The organism is Hydrogenophaga sp. 2FB (assembly GCF_005503365.1).
In the GTDB taxonomy this organism is placed as follows: domain Bacteria; phylum Pseudomonadota; class Gammaproteobacteria; order Burkholderiales; family Burkholderiaceae_C; genus Hydrogenophaga.
The window spans coordinates 1-13,909 of sequence record NZ_SCML01000073.1 but is presented as its reverse complement, the minus strand read 5'-3'; the positions used below and the strand labels follow the sequence as shown (position 1 = coordinate 13,909).

The window sequence follows — 13,909 nt, the reverse complement described above, 5'->3', positions numbered from 1 at the left end:
TCAGCCCATGCGGCAGCCGGCGGCCGAGTCGGCCACGGCTTTTTGCGCCACGCCGATCACCTTGTTCTCGCGTTTTTCGACCTTGCGCATGTACATGTCCTGGATCGGGTTGTGGGCCTTGCTCATGGTCCATTTGCCGCGCGGGCTGTCGATGACGGCGCCTTCCATGGCGGCGTACAGCGCCTTCTTGTTGTTCAGGTCGCCCTTGACGGCGTTCGCACCCTTGATGAGCAGCAGGCCGGTGTCGTAGCCCTGCACGGCGTACACGTCGGGCTGCAGCTTGAAGGCCTTGGCGTAGTCCAGGCGGAACTGCTTGTCGCGCGGCGTGTTGAGCGAGTCACCGTAGTGCATGGTGGTGAGCACACCATTGGCCGCGTCACCCGCGGCGTCGAGCACGCCTTCGGTGAGGAAGCCCGAGCCGTAAAGCTGGATGGATTTGTTCAACCCTGCCGCGGCGTAGTCACTCATGAACTTGGCGGCGCCGCCACCGGCGAAGAAGCAGGCCACGGCGTCGGGCTTGAGCGAGGCGATCTCGGTCAGCAGGGCCTGGAACTCGACATTGGGGAAGGGCAGACCGAGTTTCTTGACGATGGTGCCACCGGCCGCGGTGTAGCTTTGCTCGAAGCCTTCGAAGGCTTCGTCGCCCGCCGCGTAGTTCCAGGTGATCCACACCGCCTTCTTGTGGCCATTGGCCACCATGGCCTTGCCCAAGGCCAGCGTGGGCTGGGAGTTGGTGAACGAGGTGCGGAACACGTTGGGGGCGCATTGCGCGCGCGTGGCGATGTGCACGCCCGCGTTGGGGATCAGGTTGAGCACGCCGCTGTCGCGCGCCACCTTGTGAATGCCCATCTGCACGCCGGAGTGCACGGTGCCGACCAGCACGTCCACCTTGTCGCGCTGCACCAGGCGGGTGGCGTTCTCGATGCCCTTGGCCGGGTTGGACTCGTCGTCCACCTTGAAGTACTCGACCTCGCGGCCACCCAGTTTGCCGCCTTGCTCGTTGAGCGCCATGCGGAAGCCGTTTTCGATCGCCACGCCGAGTTGGGCGAAGGTGCCGGTGTACGGCAGCATGAAGCCCACGCGCACCTTGTCCGATTGCGCGCGCACGATTTGCGGCAGCAGCAGGCCAGAGGATGCGGCGCCGATTACGGCGGCGCTGCGGGTCAGAACGATTCGGCGGGTTGTCATGGAGGTCTCCTGTGGATGGTTGCCGGAATGCGGTTCACTGTAGACGTGGGGGTGGGGACTGGCGATCCAGAATTACCCGTACTTGAGGTTTAAAACATTCATGGATGAATTTCAAGCCGCGGCGGTCGCCTGCAGCGCCTGCGCCAGCCATTTGCGGCACCAGGCCGCGCCGGCCACTTCGGCCTCGGGGCCTTCGGACGCGTCGTGGCAGAACACCTCGCCAATGCGCACCGCGCCGAGGTCGGCCAGGCGTTCGTCAAAACGCAGGCCACCATTGCAGAAGGTTTGCGGGTAGGCGCTGTCGCCCAGGGCGATCACGCCGTAGCGCACGTGACCGAGGTATCGGGGTTCGCTGCCCAGCGACTCGTACAGGGCGCGGGCGTTGTCCGGCACGTCGCCCGCACCGGTGGTGGATGTGCATATGACATATAGTGCACCTTTTTCAAGCGCCTGGATGTTCAGCCCCTCCATCGTACGCACCTCGATCTGCTCGATCAGATCGGCGCAATCCATCTCGATCGCCCGCGCAACGCGCTCGGCGGTGTGGGTCATCGTGCCAACGAGGAGGAGGAGCCTGGTGGGTGGGTTCATGGTCGAGTGCCTGCAATATATTTCATGAACCGAGGGGTGAATATCGGGTAAACCCGCAATGTCTACCGGGGCGTGTCACGGGATTGCTGCGAGCGCACAAATTCAGCCACAAACGAATCGGCCACATGGTACTTGGCAATGCCGCCGCCAACGTCACGCGTGCGGCCCTCGGCCATCACCGAGGTGCGCGTTGTCTTCGATGACGAAGGTTGCTTCCTTGCGTGCGGCAAGGAGGGCGTGAACTTCTGGATGGATTGGCCTGCCCGGAGGGACTCGAACCCCCGACCTGCTGCTTAGAAGGGCTAAATAGTAGAATCCGAATCGCTAGGTTTTATGCGGGTTTCAAGGGTGTTTTCTTCCAATTTTTAGGAAGTTGGGACACCATGGGGACACTCCGCATTGTGGGAAGACTTGATTCGGAGGTCCAAAGTGGCAGTGGTGACACAGCGCGAAAGCGGAGTATGGCAGGCGAAGGTGCGCCGCAAAGGTTGGCCATCCCAGTCCAAGACGTTTCCACGTAAAGGGGATGCGGAGGCGTGGGCAAGGGCGGTTGAGCGAGAGATGGATGTTGGTGCGTTCATCAACCGAGATGACGCGGAGCGAACCACTTTCCAGGAGGCTGCTGATCGGTACGTGCGTGAGGTGTTGCCGGGAAAGCGCGCGCAAGTCCAGCCGCGATACATGTTGGCGCGTTTGTGCGATCACTTCGGCAAATACTCGCTGGCCAGCATCTCGGCTGCGATGCTGGCGAGCTACAGAGACGAACGCCTGAAGACCGTCAGCAACCAGACTGTGGTCCACGAGCTGGGCCTCATTACCCGCGTTCTGAAAGCTTGCCAGCTGGACTGGGGTATCGCGCTGCCTCAAGGCATCGCCACACAGCAGATCCGAAAACCTAAGGTGAGTAATGGTCGTGAGAGGCGTCTGGAAGCGGGAGAGGAATCTCTTCTGTTGAACGCCCTGCGAGTCAAGAAGGAGCCTTGGGCGCACGCTGCGGTGGTCTTGGCGATCGAGACCGCTGCGCGTCAGTCTGAGCTGATTTCTTTGACGTGGGAGGATGTTGATTTGAAGCGTCGTGTCGCGCGGCTGCGGGGTAAGGGTGGAGGGGTCACCAAGTCGGGTGATGACTATCGGGATGTTCCGCTTTCGCCGCGCGCAATCCAAGTGCTAACTGATCTACCGAGGTCGTTGAACGGCCAAGTGCTTCCGATCTCACAAAACGCGCTCCGCTTGACATGGGACAGGGCGCTGGTCAGCGCACGAAAAGCTCATTTGCATTCGAGTCTTGAAGCTCTGCTGGCCGCTGCTGGAGTGGACGATCCGGCGCGGGAGATTCGAGCACTGGTCTACAAGAAGCGGGCTCCGCTGGAAACCACGTCGAGGCTTTGGACCGAGCTCCAGCGGACCGACAAGTCGTTGACGGACCTGCACTTTCATGACTGTCGTCACGAAGCCACCAGTCGCCTGGCCGAAAAGCTGCAGATGCACGAGCTAATGAAGGTCACCGGTCACAAATCAAGCACGATGCTGAGCCGGTACTACCACCCTCGAGCGGAGGATTTGGCGGCGAAGTTAGCGTAATCTTATGCAATGAGCAGTGACTGGCGCTCACGTTCGTCGCTCTCGCCCATTGCACGGGACTTCCCATCGGAGTCAACGGCCTCCACACAAATGCACTGACGCTCAAAAGTCGGTGCGGCTCTCGTCCTCCAAGGTGTCGAGGGGATCGTGTCCTTGGTGATCAAGGGGTGTCTTGTGTGGTTCGAAACGCGGGGCGCCGCACTGATTGAATGAGGCGCCCCTGTTTTCACATGGCGCGTTTGATGTCGGTGTATTCGCCGCGGGTGCGCAATACAACCTTCACGTCGGCTTTGCCGCGGTTGCGCCAATACCAGCCGTGGTTGCCAGTGAATGCCGCCACGAGCTGACCGTCATCGGCGGCCACGTCGCGCCCTTTCTCATAGCTGATGTTCTTCCCGCCACCATCGCCGTGGGTATCGAAGTTGACCCGGCCACCTTGCACCACCCAGGTGTACTCCGCCTTCGCGCCTTCGGCCATGCGCATCTTGATCTCCAGGCCTTCGCCAGGTGTGAGGGTGAACGACATTTCATCGCGCCACGGGGCCTCTTGAACGGCAGGCTTGGCAGCAGGAGCAGCGGCTTGCGTCGGCACACTGCGGGCGGCCGCCGGAGGTTGCTGCGCTTGGGCAGAAGTCACCACGGAGTTGCCAGATGCGGCCGCGGTGTCGGCTGCGGCTTCCGCCGCCAACTGGGTCTTGATCTCGCCCATCTCGGTAAGACGCAGAGCGCGGCCCACACCCGTGGGGTCAATGCCGTACTCAGCGGGGAGCACGACGGCCACAAGAAGGACGACGGCCGAGATCGCGGCCAGAACGGTGGAGCGCATCAACTGCTTCGAGGAAGGCAGCTCGGCGCGCAAAGGGGTTTCACTGTTGTACATGGTTCAGATTCCTTGGGTGTTCAGGACACGAAGTAGCCAGTGAGCTGCATGCCCACAAGAATGAAGCCGGCGCTCATCATGGCGACGTTGGCGGTGTAGGCGTTGCGGGCGAAACTGGGCGTGCGGCGCCAGTAGCTCATGCCGATCAGGATGACGGTCAAAGCCAGCAGTTGCCCGATCTCCACGCCCACGTTGAAGGCGAGCAGGTTGGGCACCAACCCATCGGGCGAGATCTCGTACTCCAGGATCTTGGTGGACAGACCGAAGCCGTGGAACAGGCCAAACACCAGGGTGGCGATCTTGGTGTTGGGCTGGAACCCCAACCAACGCTGAAAAGCACCGATGTTGTCCAAGGCCTTGTAGACCACGGACAGACCGATGATCGCGTCGATCAGGTAGCTGTTGATCCCGACGTTGAAGTAAACGCCCAGGATCATGGTGGTGGAGTGACCCAAGGCAAACAGGCTCACGTAGATGCCGATGTGCTTGATCCGGTAGAGGAAGAAGATCACCCCGAACAGGAACAGGATGTGGTCATACCCCGTCATCATGTGCTTGGCACCCAGGTACACGAACGGCAACAGGTTGACGCCCGAGATTTCCTGGATGTAGCCCTTGTCGCCCTCGGTGACCGCGTGGGCCAGCGCTTCGGTGGTACCGAGGAGCAGGGAAAGAAAAAACGCAGATAGAAGTAACAGGCTGGTTTGCCAGATCGCCCAGGGCGAACGTGGCAGCCTGTCATGAAGAAAGCTGTGCATGAAGACTCCGATGGTCTGAGAACGAGGGTGCTGCACTCGGCAGCGGCTGCATATCAGGCGTGCGTCTGCGCCATCGGAGGGCGGTCGAGCCGTGATGGCACCATCCGCTCGACCCTGGGCGCGGCGATGGCCAGCCAGCTGGTGGGTCGGGCCAAGGGTTGGCTCAGAGCACCGCGTGGCGCGTGTGCCTTGTCGTGCGAATGGTCCGCGCTGTGTTGCGCATGCTCGGCGCTAGAGGAATGGTGCGCGACACCAGTGGCCTCACCCTCATCCACGTGTTCGTGTTCGTGTTCGTGTTCGTGCTCGTGTCCACACGCCATGTCCTCGTCACAAGGCGTGCCATGTTGAACCGCAGCGATCTCTGCCAAGCCGTGGGAGTTCAAGGTGCCCACCGGTGACAGCACGGCGCCGAGCACGAGCGCCAACGCCACGAGCCACCACACGGCAAGCGGCAGGCGCGGCCATGTTGATAAGGCGGTTTCGCGATGCGTCATGCGGGTTCAGCCGGGACCAAGAGTCGAAGAGACCGGATTATAATATCCCCCCCGGGGGCATAGGATCTGTCATGGCCGAACATCACACACACGCATCGCATCCCGCCATCATCAAGCGGTTGAAGAGGGCCAACGGGCATCTCGCCAGCATCGTCGAAATGATCGAGCAGGGCCGCACCTGTCTGGACATTGCCCAACAACTGCAGGCCGTCGAGAAGGCGGTTCAGCAGGCCAAGAAAACGCTCATTCAGGACCACCTGGACCATTGCCTGGAAGATCTGGTGGGGCCGCTGCCGAGCGGCCAGCGGCACTCGATGGACGAATTCAAGGAAATCACGCGCTATCTGTAGTGCGAGCCATCGCACCCATCCTCATCGGATAACCGAGGCCACCGGCATGCTCGACATCCTGGGTCATCGCACCTACCGCCACCTGTTCGCCGCTCAAGTGATTGCCCTGCTGGGCACCGGGCTGGCCACCGTGGCGCTGGGCCTTCTGGCATACGACCTGGCCGGCGATGACGCCGGTGTTGTGCTAGGTACGGCATTGGCCATCAAGATGATGGCTTATGTGGGCGTGGCTCCCGTGGCCGCTGCTTTTGCAAGCAGCTTCCCGCGCCGCGCTTTGCTGGTGTCGCTGGATCTGGTGCGCGCGGCCGTGGCTCTGTTGTTGCCATTCGTCACCCAGATCTGGGAGGTGTATGTGCTGATCTTCGTGTTGCAGGCCGCCTCGGCCGCGTTCACACCCACTTTCCAGGCGACCATCCCTGATGTGTTGCCCGAGGAGAAGGACTACACGAAGGCCTTGTCGCTCTCCCGGTTGGCGTACGACATGGAGAGCCTGGTCAGCCCGATGCTGGCCGCTGCACTGCTGACGGTCATTGGCTTTTACTACCTGTTTGCCGGCACCGTTCTGGGCTTCCTGGCTTCTGCCGCCCTGGTGGTCTCGGTGGCGCTGCCAAAGAATCCCACGCCCAAACGCCGTGGCATTTATGACCGCACCACACGCGGGTTACGGATCTTTCTGGCAACGCCTCGTTTGCGAGGGTTGTTGGCCATCAATGCAGCGGTGGCCGCTGCCGGCTCCATGGTATTCGTCAATACCGTGGTCATCGTCCAGGCCAACATGGGCCTCACGCAGAAATCGGTAGCACTTACGCTGGCCCTCTTTGGCGCCGGCTCGATGGTGGCCGCGCTGGGCCTGCCGCGCCTGCTGGACAAGCTGTCCGATCGGGTGGCGATGATCGCGGGCGTGGCCCTGCTGGTCGCGGGTTTGGGGATCGGCACTCAGGTGGCTTCGTACACGGGGACGCTGCTGTTGTGGTTCGTGATGGGCTTGGGCTACTCAACCGCCCAGACACCTTCGGGCCGCCTCCTGCGGCGCTCGGCCCAGCCAGAGGATCGACCGGCACTGTTCGCGGCCCAGTTCGCGCTCTCGCACGCGTGCTGGCTGATCTTCTACCCACTGGCCGGATGGCTGGGCGCGCGACTGGGCATGCCGCTGACGTTTGCCTGCCTGGGTTTGGCCGCGCTGATGGCCGTGTTGGTGGCGCTGCGCGTCTGGCCTGCACATGACCCCGATGTGATCGAGCACGAGCATGCAGATCTGCCGGCGGGGCACACGCACCTGCACGATGGGGCGCCCGCAGCGCACGGCCTGCGGCACGCACATCCCTATGTGGTCGATGACCACCACCCTCGGTGGCCTGGAACGGGCGGCTGAAGCGGTTTTCGCAGGGCTCTTGCTGACCGAAATCTGCCCAGCTTGGTCCACGCATCAATCAGTCTTGTAATTGTTATTTCAAATTATGTGATGTATATTGCAGGCCATGTTTTCCATGCTGCTCATCACGTTGCCGACCCAACCGTCCTCAGTGCGGGTGCGGATCTGGCGCGCGCTCAAGGCTTTGGGCTGTGTGGCGCTGCGCGATGGGGCCTATCTCTTGCCCGAAGAGCGGCAGGCGCTTTTCGAGCCGCTGGCCGACGAGGCGCGCGAGCATGGCGGCTCGGCCATGGTGCTGCGCCTGGACGCAACCGATGACGCCCAGCGCATGGAGTTGCTGGCACTGTTCGATCGGGGTGAGGCTTATGGTGCGTGGCGCGCCACGGCTGAGGCCTTGCATGTGGAGCTGGACGATCTCGGTGAGGCCGTCGCGCGTCGGCGCTGGCGTGGCCTGGCACAAGCGCTCGAGGAGGTGCAGCGCACCGACTATTTCCCCGGCGAGGCGGCGCTGCAGGCCCAGGTCACGCTGGCCGACTTGCGCGACGCCCTGGACGCTCACTACTCCAAGGGTGAACCCAGGGCCCTGCCTGATCACGGCATCGCTCTACTCGATGGAGGCCAGTTTCAGGGCAAGCGCTGGGCCACGCGAGCGCGCCCCTGGGTGGACCGTCTGGCCAGCGCCTGGCTGATCGCGCGCTTCATCGACAAGCAGGCCGAATTTGTCTGGCTCGCCGACGTCGCACGTCTGCCGCGTGGCGCCATCGGCTTTGATTTCGACGGCGCGCGTTTCAGCCATGTCGGTCCTCGCGTCACGTTTGAAGTGCTGCTCGCCAGCTTCGGGCTCGACCAGGATCCCCGACTGATGCGCATCGGTGCCATGGTGCACTGCCTTGACGCGGGCGGCATCCCGGTGCCCGAGGCAATTGGCCTGGAAGCGGTGCTGGCCGGGTTGCGCGAGATGCACAACGACGACGATCTGCTACTGGCCGCCGCATCAGGGGTATTCGACGCTCTTCTGGCCGCGCCGACCGAAGGGAGAACCGCATGAGCATCCCCACATCCCTCGATCGCCCAGAACCCGTGAGCTTCATGGAAGCCTTGCGCTTCTGGCTCAAGCTGGGCTTCATCAGCTTCGGTGGGCCGGCCGGGCAGATCGCGATCATGCACACCGAACTGGTGGAACGCCGCCGCTGGATCAGCGAGCGCCGCTTCCTGCACGCGTTGAACTACTGCATGCTGCTGCCCGGCCCCGAAGCCCAGCAACTCGCCACCTACATTGGCTGGCTGATGCACCGTACCTGGGGTGGCATCGTGGCCGGTGCGCTGTTCGTGCTGCCCTCGCTGTTCATCCTGATTGGCCTGTCCTGGGTGTACCTGCGCTTTGGTGACGTGCCGGTGGTGGCAGGCATCTTCTATGGCATCAAGCCCGCCGTGACGGCGCTGGTCTTGCACGCGGCGCACCGCATCGGCACGCGCGCGCTGCGCAACCCCTGGATGTGGGGCATCGCAGCAGCTGCCTTCGTGGCCATCTTCGCCTTCAACACACCTTTCCCCGCCATCGTGCTGGCCGCCGGTCTCATCGGTCACTTTGGCGCGCGCCGTTGGCCGCAGGTCTTTGCCCTGGGCGGCGGACATGGAAGCAAGGCGGCAGGCTATGGCCCCGCGCTGATCGACGACGACACGCCCACACCCGCGCACGCGCGCTTTTCCAAACGGCACCTGGCGAAAGTGCTCGGCGTTGGGCTGGGCCTGTGGCTGCTGGCGATGGCTGCGCCGCTTGCAACGCAGGGCGTGCAGGGCACGCTCACGCAAATGGGCTGGTTCTTCACCAAGGCCGCGATGCTCACTTTCGGCGGCGCCTATGCCGTGTTGCCCTACGTCTACCAGGGCGCGGTGGACACACACCAGTGGCTGAGTGCCCCGCAGATGATCGATGGCCTCGCGCTGGGCGAGACCACGCCCGGACCGTTGATCATGGTGGTGGCATTCGTAGGCTTCGTGGGTGGCTGGACGAAGGAAGTGCTGGGGCCCGACGCGCTGTTTCTCGGTGCCGCGCTGGCAGCCACGGTGGTGACCTTTGTGACCTTCCTGCCGTCGTTCGTGTTCATCCTGGCCGGTGGGCCGGCTGTGGAGGCCACGCACGGCAAGCTGGGTTTCACCGCGCCGCTGTCGGCGATCACCGCCGCGGTGGTCGGCGTGATTCTCAACCTCGCGCTGTTCTTCGCGTACCACGTGCTGTGGCCGCAGGGCTTCGGGGGCACGTTCGATGTGCCTTCCGCGGCGATCACCGTCATCGCCGCAATCGCACTGTTCCGTTTCAAGGTGGGTGTCCTACCGCTGCTCGGTGGGTGCGCGGTCGCTGGGCTGATTGTTTCCCTCTACCAGATCGTGCTGCTCGCGCTGATCAGAATGCTATGAACACCGTCAACGTTTTGCCACTGCCGTTCGCCGCTGGCGCAATAGCCGGTTTCTCGGAGCGCTTGCTGAGCAGCCACCACCAGAACAACTACGCGGGTGCGGTCAAGCGCCTGAATGCCATTCGGGCGCAACTCGCCGCAACACCGTTCGCCAGCACGCCCGGGTTCGTGCTCAATGGTCTCAAGCGCGAAGAGCTGATTGCCACCAACTCCATGCTGCTGCACGAGCTGTATTTCAGCGGCCTGGGTGGGGACGGCCAGACGATGAAGCCCGCGATGCAGCTCGCACTCGACGCGAGCTTTGGCAGCTTCGAGCGATGGCGAGAGGAGTTCTCGGCCTGCGCCAAAGCACTGGGCGGTGGCTCGGGCTGGATGCTGCTGATGTTCCAGCCGCGCGAGGGCACGCTGGTGAATCAGTGGGCAGCGGACCACACCCACACCCTCGCAGGTGGTGTGCCCCTGCTGGCACTGGACATGTACGAACACGCCTACCACCTGGATTTCGGTGCCGCGGCGGGCGCCTACGTCGATGCCTTCATGGCCAGCATCGACTGGGCCGGCGTGTATGCGCGCTACCAGGCTGCGGTCCATGCGGCGAGCGAGCCCTTCGGCGTTGACCAGGCAGACGTGCCTGGCGCACTGATGCTCGACGTTCGCCGGGCCAGCGTGTTCGAGCAGGCCACGCAGATGATGCCGGGGGCGCGCTGGTGCGACCCCGCCACCGTGGGACAGTGGTCCACCGAACTGCCCCGTGACCAACCCGTGGTGGCGTATTGCGTCTACGGCCATGAAGTCAGTCGCGCCACGGTATTGCGGTTGCGCGCGGCCGGGTTGGATGCGCGCTACCTGCGCGGTGGCCTCGATGGTTGGCAAACGGCAGGTCAGACCCTCGTGGGCAAACAAGGAGGTGCATCATGAAATGGATCACGCGCGAACGCCCCAAGATCGACCGCATCGCCTGCCCGTGGCTGATCGAGCGCTTCATCGACCCGACGGCCGAGTTCCTCTACGTGCCGACCCGCGAGGTGCTGAGCGTGGCCGCTGAAACGGGCGCCACGCCCTACGACATCCCCGGCGTGGAGATGAGCCATGTCGGCGAGTTGTGCAGTTTCGATGCCTTTCTGGCGAAGTACCACTTGAACGATCCGGCACTGGCCCGGCTCGCCGGCATCGTGCGCGGTGCCGACACCTCGCGGCTCGATCTCACACCGCAATCGGCCGGCCTCTACGCGATCTCGCTGGGCCTGTCACGGGTGTTTGCGGACGACCAGGAGATGCTACGCCACGGCATGGTGCTCTACGACGCACTCTACGCCTGGTGCCGCGACGCCCAGGAAGAAACCCACGCCTGGCCTCCGGCCATGCAATGAGACTGAACCGTGATGATGAAAAATACTATTCTTGGGATCATCGCGCTGTGCAGCACGACGATCAGTCATGCGCTGGAAGTGAACTTCGAAGCCGTTGCGCAAGGGGTCTACGCCCACATCGGCGACATCGGAGGACGTACCGCCGAGAACGAAGGCCTCAATGCCAATATCGGACTAGTGGTCACCCCTAAGGGCGCGGTGCTGATAGACAGTGGCGCCTCCTACGCCAGTGCGAAAGCCATCCATGAGGCCGTGAAGAGGATCACCCCGCAGCCGGTACGCTGGGTGATCAACACCGGTGGTCAAGACCACCGATGGCTGGGTAACGGCTATTTCAAGGAGCAAGGCGCTGAAGTGTTTGCCCATGCAGCCGCTGCGGCGGACATGCGTGTGCGATCAGGAGACCAACTGGCCGCGTTACGGCCGATTCTGGGCGACAAGCTTCAGGGAACCGTTCCGGTCTATCCCGCTCGTCTCGTTGACACCAATGATTTACGGATGGACTTAGGTGGCCGACCGGTGGAGCTGCTGCATCGCGGGGGCGGGCACACCCCAGGAGACACGATGGTCTGGTTGCCAGATGTCAAGGTCCTGTTCTCGGGCGACATCATCTACGTGGAACGACTACTGGCCGTCATCCCGGTCAGCAACACGCGGCAATGGCTGGTGGCATTTGCCGAAGTGGAAAAACTCAATCCCATGCGCATCGTGCCTGGGCACGGGCACGTCACCGAGCTTGCCACCGCGAGAGCTCACACCCGAGATTACCTGCAGGCGCTGCGAAAGCACATGAAGGACGCCGTTGATCGCAACGAGGACATCAGCCAGTCTGTGCGACGCTTCGATCTTTCTCCATTCAAGCAGCTTGCGAATGCCGACGACTTGCATCCGGGCAACGCAAGCAGGACCTATTTGGAAATCGAGCGGGAGTAGGAGGGAGGGCACTCAGCGCCGCCTCAGGTCTGCAGGCCACCACCTACAATCCTGAGCCATGCTCCGTAGTTGCCAGCAAGTGTTGAACTGCATGTCGCCCGACAAACAAGAAGGCGCCTTGACGTGCAAATGACCGGTGGTCGAGTTGTCAATCAGTGGGTGTAGACCTGCTCGCATATGAGCAAACTCGCTGAGATTCAAATGCGCAAGCGAAACTCTGCTGGTGTCCGGCTCACCTGTCTTTCCAGCATCGACAGTACCCGAACAGTTAGGGCTGTGCTGGTGTGACCACACGTGTATTCGCTTGGTAGTATCGAGTCGACTCGCGGCGATTTACAGCGACGTTCAGATCGAGGTCCTTATCGGACCGCTAGATGTGCGACAAGGTGGTGGCCTCGATCATGACGACTGGGCCGCCTCCGTTTTCATGACCCATGGCTGGTCAACTGCAGCTCAAAATGAAAAAAATTTCGGAGGGAAGACTTGCATGGCTCAACAGGCAGGTCCAAAGACAAGGATTGTTTTCCCGGCGAGAGGCCCGGTTAGCACGCCGAGACATAAATCTTGGCCGTGTCAGAGCAGTTTTAAAGACCTCCACGATTCTGATCCCCGGCGTCCTTGTCGCGGAAAGGTACGAGCATCGTTGCAAGATTTTGGACGTCGTCGAGCAGTGTCTGCGCACGCTGGCACATGGCGACAGTCGGGTGAAGCTGGACTTCTCCAGAGTTCAAAAGATCTATCCCGGCGGCATGCTTGTGCTGCTCGGCGCGCTCGAGCTGATTCTTGAAATCTATCCTGGACGAGTCGCGGCAAGGTGTCCACCGATGTCGCTGTCCGCGCAGCTACTGCGGCACTTCGGAATCGCTGACAAGCTGGGTGTCAGCCCACAGTTCAGCCAGCCAACTGCAAAGTCAGTGGTCGAGTGGCGCTACTTGACTGGCACGCAGGCGATGGGTGAAGACGTCAGTGACTTGTTGAACAGCTATCGCCAGAGCACGAATGCTGAGATCCCTCCGGATCTGTTTAGTGTTTTGACCGAAGGTCTGATAAACGTGCGGCACCATGCCTATCCCTCAGACTCAAGCATCCCCCCTGACCTCCGTCGTTGGTGGCTGTTTGCAAGATACGTTGAACCTGATGCAAAGACCGCAGGAAACCTGTTCATCGCCATCTACGACATGGGGGTTGGAATCCCCACCACCATGAAGCAGCGCCTTGAAAAGGGCGAGGTCGTCCTCAACTTGATCGAGCAGGTGGTTCCGACCGGAAACGCCCTCGACAAGGCTCTCTTGCAGCAAGCCATCGAGCACCGCAGGTCAGGCACCGGACTACCACATCGTGGAAATGGTTTGCCAGAAATGCGAGAATTCATCGAATCTACGGCTTCGGGCCGGCTGTACATCGTCTCCGGGAACGCGCAGTATTCTTTTGGCCCAGGGTTCAAGTCTGGGTCGACGAGCGCTTACTCCAGGTCGTTTCCAGGAACTCTGCTACTCTGGAGCTTGCCCCTTAAATCAAAGGAGCTAAAAGCATGAGCACACTTACCATCTCTGTCGCTGAGCAATTTTCTCCGGCGCCGGCTGGGCGATTTCTCGATGATGGTCCGTATCCCGGCGCTGCGTTTCGAGACAAGTTGCTGTTGCCCGCAATCCGGAGTAGCGACAAGGTGATTGTCGACATGGAAGGAACGGAGCTCGCTGGCTCGTCCTTTCTCGAGGAGGCCTTCGGAGGATTGGTAAGAGCGGGGTTTTCCGAGGTGGTTCTGAAGCAGAAGCTTGAGCTAAGGTCACCTCGGAGCAGCGATCCGATCCGCATCTGGCGGTACATCCACGACGAGGCCATTCGAAGTAATCGAGTGCATTTGACCCTGTACCCGATTCAGTACCGCGCGGAAGTAGGGATTTCCGGCTCCTCTGAGATCGTCATTGCAGGCAATTGCCTGCAATGACGGGCGAATTCGGCGGGTGTGGCCCAG

15 protein-coding genes are annotated in these 13,909 nt (G+C 62.0%); 10 read left to right on the top strand and 5 right to left on the bottom strand.

Features of this window, described 5'->3' with window-relative positions:
• Positions 1–1,188: an ABC transporter substrate-binding protein gene (locus FFS09_RS27930; protein ID WP_137922173.1), complete on the bottom strand. Its 1,188-nt coding sequence runs from the start codon at positions 1,186–1,188 to the stop codon at positions 1–3.
• Positions 1,189–1,299: 111 nt separating this feature from the next.
• Positions 1,300–1,740 carry a flavodoxin domain-containing protein gene (locus FFS09_RS27925; RefSeq protein ID WP_252374550.1) on the bottom strand — a complete coding sequence of 147 codons (441 nt, stop codon included), beginning with the start codon at positions 1,738–1,740 and terminating at the stop codon, positions 1,300–1,302.
• Between the two features lie 468 nt (positions 1,741–2,208).
• Here FFS09_RS27925 and FFS09_RS27920 point away from each other — a divergent pair, with 468 nt between their 5' ends.
• Positions 2,209–3,360, top strand: coding sequence for a site-specific integrase (locus FFS09_RS27920; RefSeq protein ID WP_137922171.1), 1,152 nt, complete (start codon positions 2,209–2,211; stop codon positions 3,358–3,360).
• A 226-nt stretch (positions 3,361–3,586) separates the two neighbouring features.
• On the opposite strand, the gene FFS09_RS27915 is transcribed toward FFS09_RS27920, so the two are convergent.
• The 3 genes from FFS09_RS27915 to FFS09_RS27905 are packed head-to-tail and all read right to left on the bottom strand — an operon-like array spanning position 3,587 to position 5,492.
• Positions 3,587–4,219 (bottom strand): transmembrane anchor protein, encoded by a 633-nt coding sequence (locus tag FFS09_RS27915; RefSeq protein ID WP_354595906.1) that lies wholly within the window; start codon positions 4,217–4,219, stop codon positions 3,587–3,589.
• A 41-nt stretch (positions 4,220–4,260) separates the two neighbouring features.
• Positions 4,261–4,998 (bottom strand): HupE/UreJ family protein, encoded by a 738-nt coding sequence (locus tag FFS09_RS27910; protein ID WP_137922169.1) that lies wholly within the window; start codon positions 4,996–4,998, stop codon positions 4,261–4,263.
• A 53-nt stretch (positions 4,999–5,051) separates the two neighbouring features.
• Complete coding sequence (locus FFS09_RS27905; RefSeq protein ID WP_137922168.1) at positions 5,052–5,492, bottom strand: hypothetical protein; 441 nt, start codon at positions 5,490–5,492, stop codon at positions 5,052–5,054.
• 71 nt (positions 5,493–5,563) lie between these two features.
• On the opposite strand from FFS09_RS27905, the gene FFS09_RS27900 reads away from it, so the two are divergent.
• The 9 genes from FFS09_RS27900 (at position 5,564) to FFS09_RS27860 (ending at position 13,882) form a co-directional block, all read left to right on the top strand.
• Positions 5,564–5,842, top strand: coding sequence for a metal-sensing transcriptional repressor (locus FFS09_RS27900; RefSeq protein WP_137922167.1), 279 nt, complete (start codon positions 5,564–5,566; stop codon positions 5,840–5,842).
• Positions 5,843–5,888: 46 nt separating this feature from the next.
• Complete coding sequence (locus FFS09_RS27895; RefSeq protein WP_137922166.1) at positions 5,889–7,214, top strand: MFS transporter; 1,326 nt, start codon at positions 5,889–5,891, stop codon at positions 7,212–7,214.
• Between the two features lie 106 nt (positions 7,215–7,320).
• On the top strand, positions 7,321–8,262 hold the full coding sequence (locus FFS09_RS27890) for a chromate resistance protein ChrB domain-containing protein (protein WP_137922165.1): 942 nt from the start codon (positions 7,321–7,323) through the stop codon (positions 8,260–8,262).
• Positions 8,259–9,632 (top strand): chromate efflux transporter, encoded by a 1,374-nt coding sequence (gene chrA, locus FFS09_RS27885; RefSeq protein ID WP_137922164.1) that lies wholly within the window; start codon positions 8,259–8,261, stop codon positions 9,630–9,632. Before FFS09_RS27890 ends, chrA begins: the two co-directional genes overlap by 4 nt.
• Positions 9,629–10,549, top strand: coding sequence for a Fe-Mn family superoxide dismutase (locus tag FFS09_RS27880; protein ID WP_137922163.1), 921 nt, complete (start codon positions 9,629–9,631; stop codon positions 10,547–10,549). Before chrA ends, FFS09_RS27880 begins: the two co-directional genes overlap by 4 nt.
• Entirely contained in the window at positions 10,546–11,001 is a 456-nt protein-coding gene (locus tag FFS09_RS27875) for a chromate resistance protein ChrB domain-containing protein (protein WP_137922162.1), read from the top strand. The genes FFS09_RS27880 and FFS09_RS27875 overlap by 4 nt, the downstream gene beginning before the upstream one ends.
• A gap of 12 nt (positions 11,002–11,013) precedes the next feature.
• Positions 11,014–11,934 (top strand): MBL fold metallo-hydrolase, encoded by a 921-nt coding sequence (locus FFS09_RS27870; RefSeq protein ID WP_137922186.1) that lies wholly within the window; start codon positions 11,014–11,016, stop codon positions 11,932–11,934.
• 434 nt (positions 11,935–12,368) lie between these two features.
• Positions 12,369–13,469 (top strand): hypothetical protein, encoded by a 1,101-nt coding sequence (locus FFS09_RS27865; protein ID WP_137922161.1) that lies wholly within the window; start codon positions 12,369–12,371, stop codon positions 13,467–13,469.
• Positions 13,466–13,882, top strand: a complete 417-nt coding sequence (locus tag FFS09_RS27860) for an STAS-like domain-containing protein (RefSeq protein WP_137922160.1) — start codon at positions 13,466–13,468, stop codon at positions 13,880–13,882. Before FFS09_RS27865 ends, FFS09_RS27860 begins: the two co-directional genes overlap by 4 nt.
• Positions 13,883–13,909 lie beyond the last annotated feature (27 nt).

Bases quoted from the DNA above. Each gene is read 5' to 3' on its own strand.
- FFS09_RS27910 (WP_137922169.1), bottom strand. From the start codon at position 4,998: ATGCACAGCTTTCTTCATGACAGGCTGCCACGTTCGCCCTGGGCGATC.
- chrA (WP_137922164.1), top strand. From the start codon at position 8,259: ATGAGCATCCCCACATCCCTCGATCGCCCAGAACCCGTGAGCTTCATG.
- FFS09_RS27860 (WP_137922160.1), top strand. From the start codon at position 13,466: ATGAGCACACTTACCATCTCTGTCGCTGAGCAATTTTCTCCGGCGCCG.
- FFS09_RS27895 (WP_137922166.1), top strand. From the start codon at position 5,889: ATGCTCGACATCCTGGGTCATCGCACCTACCGCCACCTGTTCGCCGCT.
- FFS09_RS27865 (WP_137922161.1), top strand. From the start codon at position 12,369: ATGGCTGGTCAACTGCAGCTCAAAATGAAAAAAATTTCGGAGGGAAGA.
- FFS09_RS27900 (WP_137922167.1), top strand. From the start codon at position 5,564: ATGGCCGAACATCACACACACGCATCGCATCCCGCCATCATCAAGCGG.
- FFS09_RS27930 (WP_137922173.1), bottom strand. From the start codon at position 1,188: ATGACAACCCGCCGAATCGTTCTGACCCGCAGCGCCGCCGTAATCGGC.
- FFS09_RS27880 (WP_137922163.1), top strand. From the start codon at position 9,629: ATGAACACCGTCAACGTTTTGCCACTGCCGTTCGCCGCTGGCGCAATA.
- FFS09_RS27925 (WP_252374550.1), bottom strand. From the start codon at position 1,740: ATGACCCACACCGCCGAGCGCGTTGCGCGGGCGATCGAGATGGATTGC.
- FFS09_RS27875 (WP_137922162.1), top strand. From the start codon at position 10,546: ATGAAATGGATCACGCGCGAACGCCCCAAGATCGACCGCATCGCCTGC.
- FFS09_RS27890 (WP_137922165.1), top strand. From the start codon at position 7,321: ATGTTTTCCATGCTGCTCATCACGTTGCCGACCCAACCGTCCTCAGTG.
- FFS09_RS27870 (WP_137922186.1), top strand. From the start codon at position 11,014: ATGATGAAAAATACTATTCTTGGGATCATCGCGCTGTGCAGCACGACG.
- FFS09_RS27905 (WP_137922168.1), bottom strand. From the start codon at position 5,492: ATGACGCATCGCGAAACCGCCTTATCAACATGGCCGCGCCTGCCGCTT.